This window comes from Rahnella inusitata, assembly GCF_018288855.1.
In the GTDB taxonomy this organism is placed as follows: domain Bacteria; phylum Pseudomonadota; class Gammaproteobacteria; order Enterobacterales; family Enterobacteriaceae; genus Rahnella; species Rahnella inusitata.
Genome location: NZ_CP065024.1, coordinates 2,393,767 through 2,413,367, shown reverse-complemented (window position 1 = coordinate 2,413,367; position 19,601 = coordinate 2,393,767). Strand labels below are relative to the sequence as shown.

25 protein-coding genes are annotated in these 19,601 nt (G+C 50.2%); 9 read left to right on the top strand and 16 right to left on the bottom strand.

The window, feature by feature from the left end; genetic code table 11:
* Window positions 1–64: 64 nt before the first annotated feature.
* Both I2123_RS11395 and I2123_RS11390 read right to left on the bottom strand, forming a co-directional pair.
* Window positions 65–559 carry a 2-thiouracil desulfurase family protein gene (locus I2123_RS11395; RefSeq protein ID WP_112168070.1) on the bottom strand — a complete coding sequence of 165 codons (495 nt, stop codon included), beginning with the start codon at window positions 557–559 and terminating at the stop codon, window positions 65–67.
* Window positions 560–767: 208 nt separating this feature from the next.
* Window positions 768–1,508, bottom strand: coding sequence for an SDR family oxidoreductase (locus tag I2123_RS11390; RefSeq protein ID WP_213050459.1), 741 nt, complete (start codon window positions 1,506–1,508; stop codon window positions 768–770).
* 590 nt (window positions 1,509–2,098) lie between these two features.
* Here I2123_RS11390 and I2123_RS11385 point away from each other — a divergent pair.
* On the top strand, window positions 2,099–3,019 hold the full coding sequence (locus tag I2123_RS11385; RefSeq protein ID WP_112168072.1) for a L,D-transpeptidase family protein: 921 nt from the start codon (window positions 2,099–2,101) through the stop codon (window positions 3,017–3,019).
* Window positions 3,020–3,574: 555 nt separating this feature from the next.
* On the opposite strand, the gene tcyN is transcribed toward I2123_RS11385, so the two are convergent.
* The 7 genes from tcyN to I2123_RS11350 all read right to left on the bottom strand — a co-directional run bounded on the left by tcyN (window position 3,575) and on the right by I2123_RS11350 (window position 10,478).
* Window positions 3,575–4,327, bottom strand: a complete 753-nt coding sequence (gene tcyN, locus I2123_RS11380; RefSeq protein ID WP_213050458.1) for an L-cystine ABC transporter ATP-binding protein TcyN — start codon at window positions 4,325–4,327, stop codon at window positions 3,575–3,577.
* Window positions 4,324–4,992: a cystine ABC transporter permease gene (tcyL, locus tag I2123_RS11375; RefSeq protein WP_112168074.1), complete on the bottom strand. Its 669-nt coding sequence runs from the start codon at window positions 4,990–4,992 to the stop codon at window positions 4,324–4,326. Before tcyL ends, tcyN begins: the two co-directional genes overlap by 4 nt.
* 70 nt (window positions 4,993–5,062) lie before the next feature.
* Window positions 5,063–5,863, bottom strand: coding sequence for a cystine ABC transporter substrate-binding protein (gene tcyJ / locus I2123_RS11370; protein ID WP_213050457.1), 801 nt, complete (start codon window positions 5,861–5,863; stop codon window positions 5,063–5,065).
* 176 nt (window positions 5,864–6,039) lie between these two features.
* Window positions 6,040–7,032, bottom strand: coding sequence for a D-cysteine desulfhydrase (locus I2123_RS11365; protein ID WP_213052497.1), 993 nt, complete (start codon window positions 7,030–7,032; stop codon window positions 6,040–6,042).
* A gap of 194 nt (window positions 7,033–7,226) precedes the next feature.
* Window positions 7,227–7,733, bottom strand: a complete 507-nt coding sequence (gene fliZ / locus I2123_RS11360; protein ID WP_112168077.1) for a flagella biosynthesis regulatory protein FliZ — start codon at window positions 7,731–7,733, stop codon at window positions 7,227–7,229.
* A 54-nt stretch (window positions 7,734–7,787) separates the two neighbouring features.
* The gene (locus I2123_RS11355; protein ID WP_056769937.1) at window positions 7,788–8,510 is read right to left on the bottom strand and encodes an RNA polymerase sigma factor FliA; all 723 of its coding nucleotides are present in this window, start codon (window positions 8,508–8,510) and stop codon (window positions 7,788–7,790) included.
* Window positions 8,511–8,795: 285 nt separating this feature from the next.
* The gene (locus I2123_RS11350; RefSeq protein WP_213050456.1) at window positions 8,796–10,478 is read right to left on the bottom strand and encodes a FliC/FljB family flagellin; all 1,683 of its coding nucleotides are present in this window, start codon (window positions 10,476–10,478) and stop codon (window positions 8,796–8,798) included.
* 252 nt (window positions 10,479–10,730) lie between these two features.
* Here I2123_RS11350 and fliD point away from each other — a divergent pair, with 252 nt between their 5' ends.
* The 5 genes from fliD (at window position 10,731) to I2123_RS11325 (ending at window position 14,320) form a co-directional block, all read left to right on the top strand.
* Window positions 10,731–12,158, top strand: a complete 1,428-nt coding sequence (fliD, locus tag I2123_RS11345) for a flagellar filament capping protein FliD (protein WP_213050455.1) — start codon at window positions 10,731–10,733, stop codon at window positions 12,156–12,158.
* 10 nt (window positions 12,159–12,168) lie between these two features.
* Entirely contained in the window at window positions 12,169–12,606 is a 438-nt protein-coding gene (fliS, locus tag I2123_RS11340) for a flagellar export chaperone FliS (RefSeq protein ID WP_213050454.1), read from the top strand.
* Window positions 12,581–12,943: a flagella biosynthesis regulatory protein FliT gene (fliT, locus tag I2123_RS11335; protein ID WP_112168081.1), complete on the top strand. Its 363-nt coding sequence runs from the start codon at window positions 12,581–12,583 to the stop codon at window positions 12,941–12,943. Before fliS ends, fliT begins: the two co-directional genes overlap by 26 nt.
* 228 nt (window positions 12,944–13,171) lie before the next feature.
* Window positions 13,172–14,026 carry a helix-turn-helix transcriptional regulator gene (locus I2123_RS11330; RefSeq protein ID WP_112168082.1) on the top strand — a complete coding sequence of 285 codons (855 nt, stop codon included), beginning with the start codon at window positions 13,172–13,174 and terminating at the stop codon, window positions 14,024–14,026.
* A gap of 117 nt (window positions 14,027–14,143) precedes the next feature.
* Complete coding sequence (locus tag I2123_RS11325; RefSeq protein WP_013575783.1) at window positions 14,144–14,320, top strand: GhoT/OrtT family toxin; 177 nt, start codon at window positions 14,144–14,146, stop codon at window positions 14,318–14,320.
* Window positions 14,321–14,404: 84 nt separating this feature from the next.
* Here the strand turns inward: I2123_RS11325 and I2123_RS11320 are convergent, their stop codons facing one another.
* Both I2123_RS11320 and I2123_RS11315 read right to left on the bottom strand, forming a co-directional pair.
* Window positions 14,405–14,563 carry a YqaE/Pmp3 family membrane protein gene (locus tag I2123_RS11320; protein WP_112168083.1) on the bottom strand — a complete coding sequence of 53 codons (159 nt, stop codon included), beginning with the start codon at window positions 14,561–14,563 and terminating at the stop codon, window positions 14,405–14,407.
* Window positions 14,564–14,634: 71 nt separating this feature from the next.
* Complete coding sequence (locus I2123_RS11315; protein WP_112168084.1) at window positions 14,635–14,889, bottom strand: hypothetical protein; 255 nt, start codon at window positions 14,887–14,889, stop codon at window positions 14,635–14,637.
* Window positions 14,890–15,282: 393 nt separating this feature from the next.
* Between I2123_RS11315 and I2123_RS11310 the strand changes: the two genes are divergently transcribed.
* Window positions 15,283–15,558, top strand: coding sequence for a hypothetical protein (locus I2123_RS11310; RefSeq protein WP_112168085.1), 276 nt, complete (start codon window positions 15,283–15,285; stop codon window positions 15,556–15,558).
* A 73-nt stretch (window positions 15,559–15,631) separates the two neighbouring features.
* Here the strand turns inward: I2123_RS11310 and I2123_RS11305 are convergent, their stop codons facing one another.
* The gene (locus tag I2123_RS11305) at window positions 15,632–15,907 is read right to left on the bottom strand and encodes a hypothetical protein (RefSeq protein WP_112168086.1); all 276 of its coding nucleotides are present in this window, start codon (window positions 15,905–15,907) and stop codon (window positions 15,632–15,634) included.
* 161 nt (window positions 15,908–16,068) lie between these two features.
* Here I2123_RS11305 and I2123_RS11300 point away from each other — a divergent pair, with 161 nt between their 5' ends.
* Window positions 16,069–16,269: a DUF7736 domain-containing protein gene (locus I2123_RS11300; RefSeq protein ID WP_112168087.1), complete on the top strand. Its 201-nt coding sequence runs from the start codon at window positions 16,069–16,071 to the stop codon at window positions 16,267–16,269.
* A 58-nt stretch (window positions 16,270–16,327) separates the two neighbouring features.
* Here I2123_RS11300 and I2123_RS11295 read toward each other — a convergent pair whose 3' ends face one another.
* Window positions 16,328–16,501, bottom strand: coding sequence for a hypothetical protein (locus I2123_RS11295; RefSeq protein WP_167457463.1), 174 nt, complete (start codon window positions 16,499–16,501; stop codon window positions 16,328–16,330).
* Window positions 16,502–16,829: 328 nt separating this feature from the next.
* On the opposite strand from I2123_RS11295, the gene I2123_RS11290 reads away from it, so the two are divergent.
* Window positions 16,830–17,294, top strand: coding sequence for a GNAT family N-acetyltransferase (locus tag I2123_RS11290; RefSeq protein ID WP_213050453.1), 465 nt, complete (start codon window positions 16,830–16,832; stop codon window positions 17,292–17,294).
* Window positions 17,295–17,342: 48 nt separating this feature from the next.
* Here I2123_RS11290 and I2123_RS11285 read toward each other — a convergent pair whose 3' ends face one another.
* The 3 genes from I2123_RS11285 to fliE all read right to left on the bottom strand — a co-directional run bounded on the left by I2123_RS11285 (window position 17,343) and on the right by fliE (window position 19,491).
* Complete coding sequence (locus tag I2123_RS11285) at window positions 17,343–17,582, bottom strand: hypothetical protein (protein WP_112168089.1); 240 nt, start codon at window positions 17,580–17,582, stop codon at window positions 17,343–17,345.
* Between the two features lie 115 nt (window positions 17,583–17,697).
* On the bottom strand, window positions 17,698–18,603 hold the full coding sequence (locus I2123_RS11280) for a bestrophin family protein (protein WP_112168090.1): 906 nt from the start codon (window positions 18,601–18,603) through the stop codon (window positions 17,698–17,700).
* A gap of 573 nt (window positions 18,604–19,176) precedes the next feature.
* Window positions 19,177–19,491 carry a flagellar hook-basal body complex protein FliE gene (gene fliE / locus I2123_RS11275; RefSeq protein ID WP_112168091.1) on the bottom strand — a complete coding sequence of 105 codons (315 nt, stop codon included), beginning with the start codon at window positions 19,489–19,491 and terminating at the stop codon, window positions 19,177–19,179.
* Window positions 19,492–19,601 lie beyond the last annotated feature (110 nt).

Genomic DNA, 19,601 nt, shown 5'->3' with positions numbered 1-19,601 from the left:
GCCCCGGCATCGCCTTTCACTGCCCTGCGGCTTGTTCCCTTCGTATCTCAATGAAAATAGAGTTTCAGCGTTCTTTCTCATCAATCCAGGCAATGAGATCGGCCAGCCTGTTCTCAGAAAACACGGCTATGCCATGTTCAGTAAGCAGGGATGCTGCGATCCCCATACCTGCCTTACGCTTGCCGCTAAATGAACCGTCATAGATAAATTGGCTACCGCATGTTGGACTGCCATCGGTTAACAGCGCAGCGGTACAGCCTGACTCCTGAGCGGTACGCAGCGCCAGCCAGGCGCCAAGCTGATATTGCTCCGTGACATCTTGTCCGGTAATTTCAACTATTCTGACCTGCTTCGGCATGACGTCTTTACCTTCAGCAGACACAATCTCAGCCGGTGGACGCGGCGTTGGCAGCCCGGCGGCGAGTTCAGGACAGTGGATCACAAGACGCTGCTCTTTCTGCCAACGGTGCAACTGATCGACCATTTGTGCTTTCTCGCTACCGTCATAGCGGACTTTGAACCCCATGAGGCAGGCACTTACCAGGATTTTATTCATCATCGTTATCGTATATCAGGGCAATTTAAGGCCGGGATTATAACACCTTCGCTTTATACACCGGCTTCGCTGTAGCAGTGTCAACCGGCGGCTCAGAGCGAAGAGCAGATGCTGATAAAGTGACCCACCGCCTGTATCTTGCAGTCATATCGTTTTAAACCTCTGACCTGCTGCCACTGATATACGCGATGATTTCATTGATTTTTTAAAATCAATAGTGAACTAATCCGCCGTCCACAGCATATTGGCTTCCGGTGACATAAGACGCATCATCTGAGAGCAAAAACAGTGCGACGGCGGCCGCTTCATCAGCGGTACCGGCTCGCCTGAGTGGCACCTGGTTCACCACAAAATCCTCAAACTGTTGCCGCGACTCCTCGGGCATGAAGTGTCTGAAATTAGTCTCGATGGGTCCCGGTACCAGCGTGTTGGCGCGAATGTTGCGTGTAGCCAGCGAGGCGGCCCAGCTTTTTACCATGGCGACAACGGCCCCTTTGGTTGCAGCATACAGGCTGGTCATTGCCGCGCCTTCATAGACCGAAGACGACGCGGTGACTAACACTGATGCGCCAGGATTCAAAGCCCTGGAAAGCGATGCAAGCTGGAGCATAGGCCCGCGAACATTGGCATTCATCATGCGATTAAAGGCGTCGGCCGTAACAGATTCCGGTGTCCCCACTTCTGCGAAACCCGCATTCAGCCACAATCCGTCGAGATGCCCCCAGTCGCTGACAGCCGTTGTCAGCGCATCGATATCAGCCTCACTGGCTGCATCACTTTTCAGGACCAGTGCGGTACCCGGTAACAGCCTGCGAGCCTGGGCCAGACGTTCTTCATTGAGTCCCGTGAGGGCAATTTCCCCTCCCTCTTTCACAATTCGCAGCGCCCCTGCCAGCCCTATACCGCTGGTGCCGCCCGTTATAAGTACACGTTTACCGTCAAATCTGCCCATTATCGATCCCTTTTAATCCTTAAAGTTGCCATTTACCTTACGAAAGATATGCACAGTCGTCATCTGTTTCATCCGGTCGCAATGGCATTAAGTCCTTCCTGATCAGGGTATTTAGTATGATGATTAACCGCCGGTTGAGGGTAGTCGTGAGATAATCAGGTTTCACCCTGAATGTATGGCAGAAGAACGCAGTAACAACTAACCCGAAGACAGATCAGCTTTTCCGACCCTCACCACACGCCCTTCTTTGAAGGTTTTGGCAGCATGGCGACAAGGCGCAGAAAGTGTTTTTCGCCGCGCGGGTCGTGGTGCCGTTTTGCCGTAAATAAGCGGTTAAATGTGAAGGAATTGTGCAGGACTCCGCAAAAAATGCGGTCGGTGCAGGGAACTTTTCGAACAGCATGAGAAAGCTTTGGCCTGTTGGCAATAAATCCTTATAATTAGCGACCCTGAAATGTGATTCGTTACACATACTGAGTCTCATTAAAGTGCTCTGTGAAAGTACCGTGTCTCTCCGGTGGTAAGCCTGCCGGGGGGAAATCAACATTCTGACAACAACTGCCAGTGTGGCATTAACGACCAACGAAAATATGAAAATGAGCATTCGCGCGATAGTTACCCTGGTTTTGGCAGTTGCTGCGTACAGCCAGGCATCTTTTGCTGTGGTATATCCTCTTCCGGCGAACAATGGTCGTCTGGTCGGTGAAAATATTACGGTCACTGTTCCACAGGGCAGCAGCCTGCCTCTGGAACATTTTGCAGCGCAATACCAGATGGGTTTGAGCAACATGCTTGAAGCCAACCCTGGCGTTGACCCGTTCCTGCCAACCCCTGGCACCGTGCTGACTATTCCGCAACAGTTAATCCTGCCGGATACGCCGCACGAAGGTGTTGTCATCAACAGCGCAGAAATGCGTTTGTACTACTACCCGAAAGGCAGTAATACCGTTGTCGTTCTGCCAATCGGTATCGGTGAGCTGGGCAAAGACACCCCGCTGAACTGGGTGACCACTATCCAGCGTAAGAAAGCTGGCCCGACCTGGACCCCGACGGCAAAAATGCATGAAGAATATGCCGCCCGCGGCGAGTTCCTGCCTGCCGTCTTCCCTGCCGGCCCGGACAACCCGATGGGTCTGTACGCGCTGTACGTAGGCCGCCTGTATGCTGTTCACGGCACCAATGCCAACTTTGGTATCGGTCTGCGCGTTAGCCACGGTTGTGTGCGTCTGCGTGATGCTGACATCAAATGGCTGTACGACAACGTACCACAAGGCACCCGCGTTCAGTTCATCAACGAGCCGGTGAAAGCCACCGTTGAGCCAGACGGCAAGCGTTATGTTGAGATCCATAACCCGCTGTCTTCCAACCAGGAAGAATTCGACTCCCAACAGCCGATTCCAATCAGCCTGACCGGCAGCTCCAACGCCGTGGCGATGGATCCAAGTGTAAATCAGACAGTGGTTCAGCGCGCGATCGAGATGCGTGCAGGCATGCCGGTTCAAATCAACTAAGCGTTAAGGCTTGGAGTGGTGTGAGACGTTGGAAAGCCCCGAAACTATTTCGGGGCTTTTTTTTGGGGATTTTTTGGACTGCCATCCAATGGCGGCTAAAAAAATAACCGAGAAAGTTTCGGTTTCTCAATAGCAGTGATCACTTAACTCGCTGCGCCGAAACCGCCCAAAGAGGGTCAGGACGGGCCCTCTTTGGAATCTCCACGTCTTTTTAAAACATGCGCTACCGCTGGAACGATGGACCTGTTCTGTTGCTGACGCGTGTGGCGCAAAATCACGCCGCAGGAAGAGGTGGAAAACCGCGCGTATCTTTGCGCAGGTTGTAACCCGACCGAAGGGTACCGCGCAGCGGCGGGATTTTGCGGCAACAGGAGGAGTTTCTGAAACAGAGCCGGGATGCATGGCACGTGTTTTAAAGAGCCGGGGATTCTTAAGGGGGGCGGCGATAAGCCCCCTTTAAGGCCGGTTTGGGTGGCAGCCCAAGGTCTTAACCTTAAGGCCAGTTTGGGGTCTTGACCTTAAGGCCAGTTTGAATGGCAACCCACGCTCTTGAATTTAGTGGGCGAGGAACTTCTCCAGAAACTGCTTAGTTCTCGCGTGCTGCGGATTCGAGAACAACTCCTTCGCAGGCCCCTGCTCCACGATCCTTCCCTGATCCATAAAGATCGCCCTGTCCGCCACATCGCGCGCAAAACTCATTTCATGCGTCACGATAACCATTGTGCGGTGCTCGAGCGCCAACGCGCGGATAGTGTTGAGGACTTCGCCGACAAGCTCCGGGTCGAGGGCAGACGTCGGTTCATCGAACAAAATGACTTCAGGATTCATTGCCAGTGCGCGGGCGATCGCCACACGCTGCTGCTGACCGCCGGACAACCGGCGCGGGTAGGCGTCTTCTTTACCGCTCAGGCCGACTTTTTCCAGCAGTTTGCGCGCGGCGGCAATCGCTTTCTCTTTCGGTTCGCCTTTTACGATGACCGGGCCTTCAATGATGTTTTCCAGCACGGAACGGTGCGGGAACAGATTAAAGTTCTGGAATACAAAACCTACCTGCTGACGCAGTTCGCGAACTTTGTTTTTCTGCTTGCTGACAGGCTTGTTACCGTCAATTTCGATTTTACCGACCTTGATGGTGCCACCGTCCGGCTCTTCCAGCAGATTGATGCTGCGCAGCAGCGTGGTTTTACCAGAACCGCTCGGGCCGATAATTGCCACTACTTCTCCGGCATTCACCTGTAAATCGATACCGTGTAACACCGTTTGGCCGTTGAATTTCTTAGTCAGTTGCTTAACGTCAATGGTACTCATGAAGGCTCCTGATCCTGACGGTTAACGCGGTCTTCCAGACGGTTTTGCAGGAAGGATAAAACGGTTGCCAGCACCCAGTAGATGATCGAGGCGGCAAGATACATGGTGAACACTTCCAGCGTGCGCGAGGTGACCAGCTGCGCCTGACGGAACAGCTCAGGTACCTGAATGGTCGCGGCCAGCGAAGTGTCTTTGACCAGACCGATAAAACTGTTGCCAAGCGGTGGCAGCGCGGTACGGGCGGCCTGCGGTAAAATCACGCGGCGCAGCGTCTGCCAGTGGTTCATACCAATGCTGGAGGCGGCTTCCCACTGCCCTTTTTCGATCGACGAAATCGCCGCACGCAGGGTTTCAGAGGTGTAAGCCGCTGTATTAAGCGACAGGCCGATCATGGCAGCCGGAATAGGATCCAGCTCAATGCCAAACTGCGGCAGGCCGTAATAAATCATAAACAGCTGTGCGATAAGCGGCGTACCACGAAATACTGACACGTAAAAACGTGACAACCATGACAGCGGCCAGAAACGCGAAAGGCGCATCAGCGCCAGCATAAAGCCCAGTAATAACCCGAAAATCATCCCGCCAATACTTAGCTGGAGCGTAAACAGGGTTCCCTTCAATAAAAATGGTGCTGAATCCAGCACCAGTTGAATACTTTCTTGCATCCGATAAAGACCTTTTGGATGTTTGCTCTAAGAGTACCGGGAGCAACATCAGCTCCCGGTGCAACGAGCATTATTTGGTGACGTCAGCCCCGAACCACTTCTCAGAAATTTTGGTCAGTGAGCCGTCTTTTTGCATCTCGGCAATGGCTTTGTTGATTGCAGCCAGCAGTTCCGGGTTGTCTTTACGCAGCGCCACGCCCGCTTCCAGACGGGAGAACGGTGCGCCCGCAACGGCTAAGGTGTTGCCGGTTTTCTTCACCAGATCCAGCGCTGCCAGACGGTCTACCAGAATCGCATCAATACGGCCTACGCGCAGATCCTGATATTTTGTCGGGTCATCATCATAGGTACGAATATCCACGCCCTGAACATTTTCACGCAACCACTGCTCGTAGTTACTGCCCAAACCCACGCCTACTTTCTTACCTTTCAGGTCTTCAGGTTTAGCAAAATTGGCCTCATTGCCTTTTTTGGTCAGCGCCTGAATGCCGGAAACGGTGTACGGGGTGGAGAAATCATATTTCTTCTGACGCTCAGGAGAAATCGTCACCTGGTTAATCGCCACGTCGATACGCTTGGATTCCAGCGAGGCCAGCATGCCGTCCCACTTGGTCGGTTGCAGCTTGGCTTTTACACCCATGTGCTGCGCCAGCGCATCAGCAAACTCCACTTCAAAACCGGTCAGTTTGCCGTCTTCACCCTGGAAACTGAACGGAGGATAAGTGCCTTCCAGCCCGACGATCAGCGTGCCGCGTTCTTTAACTTTCTTCAGTAAACCTTCATCAGCGAAGCTGTTGCTGACCATGCCGGCAGTTAACGTCACCGCCACAGCACCCAGGAGTAAACGACGACGCAGTGTAGAAAAACCCATATTCACCTCATTTATAGTTAATTATAAAACGTTATATACCCTATGGATTTGCGCACAGTAGCACCCGTCGCATCAGTTATCAGGAATATAATTCTATAATCTTAGCTCAAAATGGAATAAGCACACTTTAAGCCATCAAAACGATCACTTCCACCCATCACAGCGATATGTGATGCCTATACAAAGGGGTGATAGGCAAACAGCGCTGGTGCCCCGCCGGTGTGAATAAACAGGATCGGGCCGTCTTCCGGGAAGAGACCGCGTTCGATGCCATCGAGTAAACCCGCCATCGCTTTGCCGGTGTAGACCGGGTCGAGCAACATCGCTTCCTGTTCGGCCAGCAGTTTAACCGCCGCCATACCCGCTTCGTTCGGCTCGCCGTAGCGCGGCGCGAAGTATTCATCCCACAAAACTATCGACGGAATGTTTTCATCCAGTTGCAGATGAGTGGCAACCTCGCGGGCAATCGCCTCCACTTTCGGACGTTGCTCGTGGGCTTTACGTGACACCGTCACGCCAATCAGGGCGGTATCCGGCATCAGATGGCTCAATGCCACCGCCAGACCGGCGTGCGTCCCGGCGCTGCCGGAAGCGACTACCACGGCGCTGAAATCCACAAAGCTGGCGGAAGATTGCTCAGCGATTTCCAGCGCACATTGCACGTAGCCCAGCGCGCCTAATGCATTTGAGCCACCGACCGGCACCACGTAAGGACGAAAACCCTGTGCTTCCAGACGCTCTGCCTGCTCTGCCAGCTGCGCCATCGGATCGTGCAAAGCCTCGCACATCACCACTTCGACGTTGAACAGGTCCAGCAACAAACGGTTGCCGTTGGTCAGATAATTTGTCTCGACGGTGCCAATCGGGTTTTCCAGCAGCGCGACGCATTTTAGCCCGAGTTTTGCGGCCACGGCGGCGGTCTGGCGTACGTGGTTTGACTGAATAGCCCCGGCGGTCACCAGCGTATCCGCGCCCTCTGCCAGCGCGTCGGCGACCAGATATTCCAGCTTTCTGAGCTTGTTGCCGCCCATTGCCAGCGGAGTGACGTCGTCGCGTTTGATGTAAATGTCGCGGCCAACGTGTTCTGAAAGACGGTGTAATTTTTCCAGCGGCGTGCAGTTACCCAATAAATCGAGACGATCAAAGGCATCCAGCCGGTTTTTAAGCATTGAAATTTGAGCAGGCACAGTGTTCCCCTGACGCGCAGCCGCAGGGCTGAGCGAAACCGTAAAAAGAATTATTCGGATATGAAATGATATTGATGATTAAGTATATAAAGAATGTATACAAACTGGAGACAAAAAAACAGGCTCCCGGAGGAACCTGTTTAGGGTGTTTCATTGTCATTCTGTGCGAAACGGACTCAGGCGGATTTCTGCCAGGCCAGATACTGATCGTATTTGCGCAGGGCAATACGGTAGTTATCGTGTGCCGCCACCGGTACATCACTAATGATCCGCTGGTGGATGCTGTCCCCTTTCAGTTTATCGAGAGGATAGTTGCTGGCAGATAAAATCTCATCCAGACGGCGGAGGCGGACAACGTACTCGCGCACCGTGCTGTGATTCATTTCAGTCTGTTCAAACAGATATTGCTTAAACGCCATGATGTCGAAATACGACGAATGGCTGTTACAGCTAATCTCACTGCAAAAACGACACAGTGCGGTCAGTTCTTGCGACAGGTTGTGCCACACGTCGTCATCAATAGGCTGGTCCATCTTAGCGATGGCCTCTTTATTGATGATTTGCCCGCGAAACACCAGTGCCATCCTGTCGAGTTCTTTTGCACACTGTGAGCAATGAGTCTGACTATGTTTAAAATCTTTAAGATAACGGCTTAAAGGCCTTGTTTTGATTCCCGCTGGCATAAATTTATTCCTGATAAGGGACATAAAATGTATAACCGGCCAGGAAAAAGCGGATCAGTGGTCGTTGGCCAGGCGCGTTCGCAATCGCTTAATCGCCTGACTGTGCAGCTGGCTTACCCGGGATTCCCCGACTTCCAGCACTGCCCCGATCTCTTTTAAATTCAACTCTTCCTGGTAGTAAAGCGTAAGAACTAACTTTTCCCGTTCTGGTAACGCATCGATGGCTTCCATCACCCGGTGGCGTAAATTGCCCTCCAACAGATGATGTAACGGGTTGGCCTCTTCGTGCCCTTCCATCAATGCCTCGGCTGAATCGCCGTGCTCTTCACGCCACTCGTCATAAGAAAACAACTGGCTACTGTTCGTGTCCATGAGTATTTGCCGGTATTCCTCGATGGGAATATCCAGCGCCTGCGCCACCTCTCCTTCGCTCGGTGGACGCCCTAATCGTTGTTCTGCATGATGCATTGCCTGGGACACTTCACGCGCATTGCGTCGCACGCTGCGCGGCACCCAGTCGCGGCTGCGCAACTCATCAAGCATCGCGCCGCGAATACGCTGAACGGCGTAGGTGGTAAACGCCGTGCCCTGCATCGCATCAAATCGCTCAACCGCATTCAACAGGCCAATTCCCCCCGCCTGCAGTAGATCATCAAGCTCTACGCTGGCGGGAAGCCGTACCTGCAAACGCAGGGCTTCGTGGCGCACCAGGGGAACGTAGCGCTGCCACAAAGAATTTTTGTCTATCACGCCGTCGGCGGTATACAGATCGCTCACTGTCGTAACCTGTAAAATTAAGGGTCTGTAGCATTGTGACAGTGGAAACCCTGTTCAATCGGCAGAATAAGGACAAAAAAGCGCGGCTATTTTGATTATGTCTCGAACATCGCCTGTCGCCATCCCTTTGACTGCCGGTCGTGATAGCTTAAATTTTATTCTAAATATAAAGATTATCCTAAATTATACCAGCCTGCCCGCTAAAGGGATTGTACAAATTCGTAAGTTTTGGTTAAAAAAAACCCCGCCGAAGCGGGGTTGGACTGTTTGTAACCTGCGAAGAAATTATTGCAGCAGGGACAGAACAGACTGTGGAACCTGGTTAGCTTTAGACAACACTGAAGTACCCGCCTGTTGCAGGATCTGCGCTTTAGACATGGCAGAAACTTCAGTCGCATAGTCAGCATCCTGAATACGGCTCTGTGCAGACTGCAGGTTGGTGGTGGTGTTGTTCAGGTTGGTGATAGCAGAATCGAAACGGTTCTGTACAGCACCCAATGAAGAACGGAATTCGTCAACTTTAGCAATGGCATCATCCAGTGCTTTAAGTGGATCAGCCGTTGCTGCAGAAGTGGTAGCGACATCAGTGGTTAATTTACCAGCAGCATCTTTATAGATTGCAGCACCTGAGCCATTAGTTACAGCGCCATCTTTCTGCAGATAATAATTAGTATCTGTTGTCGTTGCAGTGGTCAGAGCACCCTTAGAATCGAGATTTACAGCTGTAGCAGAGGTAGTTACCGCGCCAGTAGTTGCAACATCATAATCAGTGCTGCCACCAACAGTAGCGGTATATGCTTTGCCGGTAGTTGTTGCTGCCAGACTTTCAGCACTCACAGAAGCATCTTTTACGCTGAAGGAGACGCCAGTGCCACCCAATGTCGTAAAGGTACCTTTATCAGTTGCGATAGATGTTTCAACTGCGGTACCACCATCATCGGCGTTAGTCTGTAAACTAAGCAATGTTGCCTGGCTCAAGCCACCTGCGTTGTTTTTGGTCAGGTTACCGGTAGTGTCCAAATACATTACTGCACCATCATCTGATGCGGTCAAAGAACCATCTTTGGCAATAATAACGTCTTGAGAAGTACCAGTGGCTCCTCCTGTTGTAACAGTAGCTTTAGTTGAGGAACCCACTGACGGATTAAGATAGGTGAGAGCCTGTGCAGTCGTTACACCTGCGGTGTCAAATGTGAATGCCTTAGATGTCGCGTTATAAGTATAATCAGCAGATGCTGCTTGACCTAAACCAGTATCACTACCAGCATAAGTAACTGTGTCATTATCTTTCAGGCTTGAAAGAACATTCGCTGCTGTTGCAGATGCATTTGTAACTTTATCAGTGTAAGTAATTGCACCTGTTGTCGCATCAGTCGCACCAACGGTCATACCTGATAAATCGCTTTTTGCTGCAGCAGTATTCGCCACTGAACCGGCACCATTCACGTTGAAGCCCGTCAGTTTCAGAGTATCAGCAGTAATTGCTTTCAAATCGATTTTGATGGTTTCGCCATCGTTAGCGCCAACCTGGATAGACATGGTGGAGTCTTTCGCCAGTACTTTCACGCCGTTGAACTGAGTCTGACCAGATACGCGGTCGATTTCAGACAGACGGGACGTGATTTCGTCCTGGATTGAATCCAGGTCAGAAGAGGAGTTGGTGCCGTTCTGCGCCTGAACAGTCAGTTCACGGATACGCTGTAAGTTGTTGTTGATTTCGCTCAGTGAGCCTTCAGTGGTCTGCGCAACGGAGATACCGTCGTTGGCGTTACGTGAAGCCTGAGTCAGGCCAGTGATGTTAGAAGTGAAGCGGTTAGAAATCGCCTGACCCGCTGCATCGTCTTTGGCGCTGTTGATACGCAGACCGGAAGACAGACGCTCGATAGCAGTGCCCAGAGCAGATTGTGATTTGTTCAGGTTGTTCTGAGTCATCAGTGACAAACTGTTGGTATTGATTACTTGTGCCATGAGGATATTCCTTCAAATCTGGTTAAGGGTTCGGGCTTATTTGCCCACGGCGTTCATCACCGTCCAAACTTGTATCGGCGCTTCACCAACAACCTTTAGAATTATTTCTCAAAAATCCAAACTTTCTTACGCCGCGAAATACCCCTCCTTATACCGGCTATTCCCGCCATTACTTTTTGTTGCATTCCATTAAACTTTTTCTACGTCGTGCCGATAGGGCTTAAAGACACTTACACACTGTAAAGGATACGTATGGCTACTATCACTTCATTAGGCATCGGTTCAGGATTGGACCTCAGCACTTTATTGACCAATCTGAGCACGGCGGAAAAAGCGCGTTTAACGCCAATTACTAACGCGCAGAGCTCCAACACCGCGAAGCTGACTGCCTACGGCACTCTGAAAAGCGCACTGTCTACCTTTAACGATGCGTCAAAAGCGATGGCCAGTGCAGACCTCTATAAGAGCAGCACGGCGACATCCAGCCTCAGCAGCGCTGTTACCGTAACGACGACCGCCGGGGCCGCGTCGGGTACTTACGCCATCGGTGTGACTCAACTGGCGAAGGCACAGTCCCTGATTTCTGGTGTACAGCCTGATACCACCACTGCGCTGGGCACCACTGGCAGCACCCGCACGTTGACCATTCAGCAAGGTGGCACCGCCAAACCTCTGACCATCAACTTGACGGATGCGCAAACGTCGCTGGGTGGAATGCGTGATGCCATTAACAATGCCGGTGGCGGTGTCACAGCCAGCGTATTGAAAGTCTCCGATGGCAGCTACCAGCTGATCGTCAGTGCCAATAACAGTGGCGTGAATAATGCCATGTCGATAAGCGTCACAGGTGATGACAAACTGAACAGCGTGATTGGTTATACCGCCGGTTCTGAAGCGACTAACGGTATGAAGCAAAGCGTTGAGGCTAAAAATGCCAAGTTAACCTTAAACGGTACGCCAATTGAGCGCGACAGTAACATCGTCACCGATGCACCTGAAGGCGTAACACTGAATCTGCTGGCCACCACCACGACGGGCAATGATGCCAGCGTGACCGTCACTAAAGACACCACGGCAGCGGCTACGGCGATCACCAACTTTGTGAATGCCTACAACACACTGCAGGACAGCTTCTCAAGCCTGACCAAATACACGGCGGTAGATGCCAATACTGACACGCAAAATACCAACAACGGGGCGCTCTTAGGCGATTCGGTGTTACGTGATATTCAGGTGAAACTGAAAAGTGCTATTTCCAGCGCTCAGGGTAGCGGCACTTTCACGAACCTGGCGGCGATTGGTATTACTCAGGACCCGACCAATAACGGTAATCTTAAAATCGACAGCACCAAACTCACTGCTGCGCTTAAAAACAATACCGTAGCAGTTTCCCAGTTGATCGTAGGTGATGGTAAAAAAACCGGTATCGGTACAATGGTCACCAATCTGGCGACAGGGTTTATTGCCACCGATGGTTCCATCGAAACGGCAAAAACGGGGATCAATAATACCCTCAAGCAACTGACCAAACAGTACAACTCAACCAACGACAGCATTAATGACACCATCGCGCGTTATAAAACCAGTTTCACTGCGCTGGATGTTGCCATGTCGAAACTTAAAAATACCGGCGACTATCTGACTCAACAGTTCGAAGCAATGAATTCGTCAAGTTCATAAGGATTGAGAAATGTATAACTCAAAAGGAACACAGGCCTACGCTCAGATAGGAATTGAAAGCGCTGTCATGAGCGCTTCTCCGCATCAGTTAGTGGTGATGTTATTTGACGGGGCGCGCAGCGCCCTTATCCGTGCTGGCATTTTTATGCAGCAGGGAAATATTGCCGATAAAGGCAAAGCGCTCTCTAAGGCCATTAATATTATCGACAGCGGACTGAAAGCCGGAATGAGCCGCGAGAAAGGCGATCCCGATTTAGTGGATAACCTCGAAGCGCTCTATTCCTATATGGTTCGTCGCATATTGCATGCCAATTTACACAACGATCAGGAAGCCATCACGGAAGTGCTGGGCTTACTGGAAAATATTGCCGATGCCTGGCGGCAAATCGGCCCAAACTATCACCCGTCGCAGGACCAATATAATGGATCAACATCAGTATCTGGTTAATGAATATCAACTGATCCTGACTTTAAGCGAGCAGATGTTGCGGCTGGCGAAAGAAGAGAAATGGGATGAGCTGGTCGAGCTCGAAGTCAGTTATCTGAAAGCCGTGGAAGCGACCACCACGTTACCGGTATCCGAAAGCACGTCGATGGCTATTCAGTATGAAGTACGCAAATATTTGCGTCAGATTCTGGATAACGAAAATATGATCAAAACATTATTACAAGCCCGGATGAATCAACTCACCGAGCTGATTGGACAGTCGTCAAGACAACAACAAGTGAATATGACTTACGGAAAAATCGATCTCCGTTCGATCGCGTTTGGCGATCGCCAATAATTATTACTTTTGTTTTATTTTATATTGTTCTATTTTATCAAATATTTCTTGTACATACTAAGGTTTCAGAGGCAGAGAGCACACAGCTGCCAGGGCTAATTCTCTCTGTCTCCATCCCTGACTTTCGCCTCAACCGGTGACCAGTTTGTATTAGTAACAAAGTCGCGCAGCTTTGATTTATATTCAGGCAACTGGACGCCGTCGTCGTCATATTCGGGCATCATCACCATGGTACGTAAAATAAAAGTCACCCCAGGGATAGGATCGACCTCGCTACTTATTCAGCACAGTGAACTTTTTATTCAAGATGTGTATATCGACAAACCTCAGTTACTCCTGATCCAAAATGGTAGCATGACGGTTCATTATCAGCATCAGGAAGTGTCCCTGCAAACGGGTGAAATGCTGGTGCTCAACAGCGGGCAAACGCTGGGGCTTACTCATCAGCTTTCTGAAAATGGGCCATTTAGCTGCGCGATTATGGCGTGGGATAATGCCCTGCTGACCGATGCAGGATTGCACACGCCGGCGTTTAAACCCCCGCTGATTACTGTCGATCACCTGCAGGTCATCCCCCACGTTCCCGGCGCTTTCAGACAAAGTTTTATCGATACACACAATGCCATTCTCTGGCATCACGGTTTACCTGCGCCGATTACCCGTCACCGGATGCTTGAGCAGTTGCTGTGGCTGTCGCAGCTCGGTGTGCGCTATTCCCTGCAACACAGCGAAAGTATGACCCAGCGGGTGCGCGAACTGCTGGTCAACAATCTGCATAAAGCCTTTACGGCAGCGGAAGTGGCCGAGCAACTGATGATGAATGAAGTGATGCTGCGCCGCCGGTTGGCAGCCGAAAACAGTGTACTGCGTAATCTGATGATTGATGTTCGCATGACCCACGCCCTGCGCTTGTTGCAATGCACGGATCTGGCCATCTCCCACATCGCGCATCAGGTTGGCTATGAAAGCGGTTCGCGTTTTGCTGAGCGGTTTCGCAAACGTTTCGGTTTTGCACCCACCGCCATTCGGGGGCATTTACGCGCGCAGTCGGTTCATTCCCCCATCACAAGTGATGTTCAATAACAATCAATGCCAAATACTTACATTACAAAATCATGAGTAACATCACACAATAATTGATTACCAGATGTTAACGGAATATCATACCCGCCGGTTTTTATGAATGGTCAGGGGTTGGTTGTGCACGTTTGGTGGGAAGTGATTAAAACGATTTACTGGGGCGGGCTGGGTATCGCCGTACTGTTCACCCTGCTGGTGAGCCGCGATACGATCAAGATCAGGCTATTAACGTCCGGCATTATTGGATTTACCTGGCCGATGAGCCTTCCTGTGGTCCTCCTCTTCTCTCTGTTCTGACCCTCGAAAAAGAAAACCCGGCATTCAGACCGGGTTTTCAGATGACGTGTTATGTCAGTCTTCGTGCTGCGATGACAAGGCTTGTTATTTACGCGTCTGTACCCAAAAACCGTGGATCAGACCCGGGAAATAGCCCAGTAAAGTCAGCAAAATATTCAGCAGAAATGCTCCGCCTAAACCATTACCTATCAGTACGCCCAACGGCGGTACCAGAATGGTGATCAGTACTCTCCAAAATCCCATTTTGTATCTCCCTTTGGTTATCATCGTGTTAATGATAGTTCATCCCTAAAAAGACAGACATCAGAAGAAACCTAATTGATCAGCTCCAGCATAATTTCCATATCCCGCCGGGTTTTTTCCAGAATTTCCACATCGCCTTGCCGGTGTTCAGCATCGGTCACCTGATGGATCTGGCGCATCTGCCATCTCACTTGATTTTTTTGCTCTTCGGTCATGCTCCGGCACATCACGATAATAAAATTGCGCAGCATCAGATGTTGCATGGCAGTTTCTTCGACGTGTTTATTGACCGACATGACCAAATCTATAACCTGTTTATCTGCCATTGCATTTCCTGCGCGAGTAAAAGAGTCAACGTAGCCAAAGTAGCACGACATACCTGACTTCTAAGCCCGCAGCACAAGGGATTAACCCCCCTATTTCAACCGCTGACCTCTGTGGCGGCTCAACGAAAAATGCCTTCATTCACAATGGCCTGACGGAATGTCTGCGCACAATCACAATCATGGAAAAATATAAAGTGACGCAGGTCACATTTCACCCATATTTCTCCCCCCATCTTGTGATCTGCTCTATAGTTTACGTAATAAAAAATGTGTTCTTCGGGTGGTTTCGGCGCCCGTTATTGTCTCTCTTGTTTTGTTTTCGGGTTGAAATTCCAGGTAGTTTCCTTGTAGTCAGGACAATTACCCCATCATATTTGGGGTTCAGGAGGCAGTATGTCTGAATATCATTATTTACTGGTTGGCGGAAGCCGCGACGGACAACGGCATGTCGATGCATGTCATCAGTTTTCGCTGTGTTTCTGGGAAGATGCATCAAAGAATGTGGATCGTGAATTTTACGGTAAGCGTAACGAGCGTTACAAAGTGAATCCGGAGAAAGGCGCTGACGGAAGATGGTATCTGGTGGGGTATTGCGGCAGTTGTTCAAAAATTCCCGCAGACGTTCTGACGACTCAGGCGAACACCAAACACGTGAAGCCAATGATGTAACTGACGCCATGTCAGCGTGAAGTGAAAGTGTGAAGTAGTTAAAGACCCCGCCACTAAAGCGGGGTTTTGTTTTTTATGCCTCGGGGGCCATACCCTGAATATTTCTGGCATAGAAAGCGACCTGCCCGCCGAGCGCAAAATGCGCCTGCTCGTGCCCCTGCCGGCCAAGGGTGGCGATGCGGACAATCTCGCCCTCGAACTCACCGTCATGGATGGCGGTAATCGCCACATCCAGCTGATAGCTGGCAGGATGAATGCCCACGGGAAAAGTGAGTAACTTCACCCTGTCTCCCACCTGAAAACGGGTTAACAGCGGTAAGGGTGCCTGTTCGAACAAGTCCTGATCCATTTGTGACTCCTTGTTTTTCAGTAGGATTAATTAGAGGATAGGACATGTTGCGTCGTTTTGCAGAAACACGACGTGAGGCACTTCTCCCTTTTCAACATCTTTTCAGAAACTTTTAACACTTTTAAAAATTCTGCTTTTAAAAATCGCTTAAGGAACTCAACGTGACGAAACTAACACCCGAGCAATGCATCATCCTCACCGGTTTTACCGGCATTCTGCACGGAGAGTTTGAGGGATTTCACGAGGATTTAGAAAAACGATTGGGTCGTGATGTGCAGACATCCGAACTGGGCTACCCGGAGTTTATCCAGGAGTGCCGCGAGCTGTACGAAGAGGATTTTAACGCGCTGATGCCTGACTGACCGGGGCACAAAACATGACCGGTCAGGCAGCAGCTACGCAGCCTGACCGGTCATATTGTTAAGGTTTTATAATTCCGCGAATGAAGTTCTCATTCACTCTGATCACATTGCCAGTCTCAACATTCATCAACTGATACTGCACCGGCGATACCTCATTCAAAATCGTGATTACTTCAAACAAACCTGGTGTAAAAGTAAGCGTGACAAAAACGCCAACAGGATAGACAGCCATAATTTTATCCTTCATTCAAACACTTATAATGTGTCTCGTTCATCTCACTGTGATTGCAGGGTGTGAATTAATCACGGTGAGTTATTGCATTGTATACACTTCTTACAGTGGAAGAATATGAGGTAAAAGAAATAGGGATGACAGACAAAGTGATCACATTTTGATCAATTCAGATAACTCTGACAGACGTGGCCAAGACTTCTTCAATTATTACGATTTCCTTACACCTTCGAGTGCCCCCTTCCCTTCATCCCTCTGGCAGTCCCTTGTTTTTGGGGCGATTTCGGTTAAGAATATAAATCCAAAATGTTGCATTGAGAGCCACGCCGTGAGTGCCCAGATTTTTGAAACCGATGTCGCCCACCCGCATTTAGCCCGTCTTATTGCCGAACTCGACGCTTATCAGTACCCGCTCTATCCACCCGAATCGTTTTACGGTGTCAATATTACTGAGCTGGATGAAGGCGATATCACCTGTTTTATGGCGCGTGTCGATGACGACTGGGCCGGATGCGCCTGCCTGTACATCTCAAAACATCGCATCGCTGAGATGAAGCGGGTGTACGTCAATCCCTTATTTCGCGGGCAAGGGATCGCTTCACTGCTTATCGCCGCGATGGAAAAGAAATTGAAAGAATTGGGGCACACAGACCTATATCTGGAAACGGGCGTGTTTCAGGAAAAAGCCATCACGCTGTATGAGAAACTCGGCTATGCACGTACGGAAGCCTTTGGCGATTACATCCAGTCGCCGGATCCGCTGAGCGTCTATATGATGAAAACCGTGGCTTAGAGGAGTTCTCCATAACACTGTCGGTATGGCAGTGCTATGGAGACTGTATCACATCAGGACGTTGCTTTTGGTGGCAGGCAGGTCATTAGAAGGAATGACCCATTTTTTGAGTGTGATAACAAAGAAATTCTTACCCTTGGTGATTTTCGCACCGCGATCTCCGCATTCCAGCGCTAGTTTGAAAAACTCATCACTGTTAATACTAAAAGCCAGTTCGACTTTTTTCACCATACCGGAATTCAGCAGGTCTTCGGCTTCGTGCAGGGATTTGGCCTGAATGACTGACATAAATACCTCGAAAATGCTTAGGGACGTTATACAGCGGACCCGTCCACGCTATTTCATTTTTGTTGCGTATTTATGACAGTCTTATGAATCTTACCCAAACCGTGACACTCGCCACCTAGGTCAGACGATAATGCGCGTCCGGCATCGGCGTGTCCGGTAGCTGCGACTGGTTGTTCATCTCCAGCAAATTGATTTCGATGTTGGTACACATCGCATCCATCGGCAGGTGATTGTTGGCATAACCAAACGGCATCTCCAGCTCTTCAGCCAGCGTATCGAGCGACAGAAATGTATAGGAGATAAAACCGGACACCAGCAGCGTCATGTAATGCAAATCCACCACCAGGGCAAACGGCAGCAGGCTACAAAAGAGATACACCGTGCGGTGCAACAGCAGCCCGTAAGCGAAAGGGATAGGCATACTGACAATGCGCTCGCAACCGCCGACAACCTGAGAAAGCTGTGACAGCGTGGTGTCCATGTGCGCGTAAACCACATCCGACATTTCGCCGGTCCGGCGGCGTTCCGCCAGCCATTGCGATAACCGCAGCTGCACCATGTTGGTCGGTGCGCGCCGTGAAAGAATATCCTCCGCATCATCCCCTAACAAACGTTCAAGATCAGGCCGTGAATCGCTGTGGCGCAGCTGATGCTTGAGGCTGTAACAGAACGCCAGCAGCAACGCCGTCACCCGATGCGCTTCGCCCGGACAGACGGCCATCACCTGACTTTGCAGCGTACGGCAGGCAATCAGCAACCCGCCCCACAGCTGACGCGCTTCGATATAACGCGAATACGCTACACTATTTCTGAACCCCAAAAAGATCGCAATCGAGACGCCAAGCAGGCTGAAAGGCGCAAGTGTCAGCTTAACGCCAAGCGTTTCGTACCAGGGCAGACAAAGGATGGCGGCCAGTGACATCAGAAGATTAAGACTCAGCCGGAACATAATGCTGGGCAGCACAGAGCCGTGCCAGACGAACAAACGCAAGAACCAGTGACGGGGTGGGCGGATTATCATTTTGTGCAGGTGCTTTTGGCAGGTGGAAACATTTTTTCGCGATTTTGGCAAATAAACCTGCACAAGCAAAGGACAATTTTGTGACATCGGTAACATATATTTTTTAGAAAACTCATTTTGTTCACAACGCAACCTTCACGTTGAACAATAAATTGAAACAATTCTTCCCTGCCTATCAAGTTGTAGTTGTTTGCGGTCGATAATAATATCAGAACGTGACTATTCAAAAACTAAGTCAGGATCTTATGACTGTAACAAAACAGTCCTAAGCTCGGGAAAATGACGGACGTCCTGTGAGAACCTTCGCAAAAGTGAAATGAAGGAATTGGGCTATGATAATTTTGTTTATTGTTTTGGCATTGCTGGGTCTGGCTGTGTGGTGGGTGATCCGTTCGGCCATGCAGGATATTGATAACGATTATTAACAGTTAAGGTTCGAATTTTTTTGCGAAGTTTGTCTTTGCTGCTCCTGTTATTTCCTTCCCCCTCAAAAAACCCAATAAATTGCCCCCGCCATGCCCCACAGGGCAACAGGTAGCAATTCTTTTATCATTATTTCATTCACTTAATACATTACACCGACATATTCATGACATCCTGATAAGCCGCCACCAGCTTGTTGCGTACCTGCACGCCCAGTTGCAATGAGATCGAGGATTTTTGCAGATCGACCATTACATCGTTGAGGCTGACGCCCGGCACACCCATTTCGAGTTTTTCAGCCTGCAACTTTGCGTTGTTTTGCGTTTCACTAATTTTGCCTAATGCGGCTTTCAGCTCACTGGCGAAACCAGCTTCTGAGGTGGCATCGGGTTGCTTTATTGCTCCCGCTTGCACTGCCGTAGCCTGCATTTGCTGTAAAACGCTCTCAATGCCTTGAATTGACATGCTTTCTCCGCTTATCGCTGTATCGGTAACCAATGGGGTTCTTTCATGGAATGACACCCTATCACATCAGTTTTTTCCTAAACGCCGTAATTGACCGCAAAAACCATGGC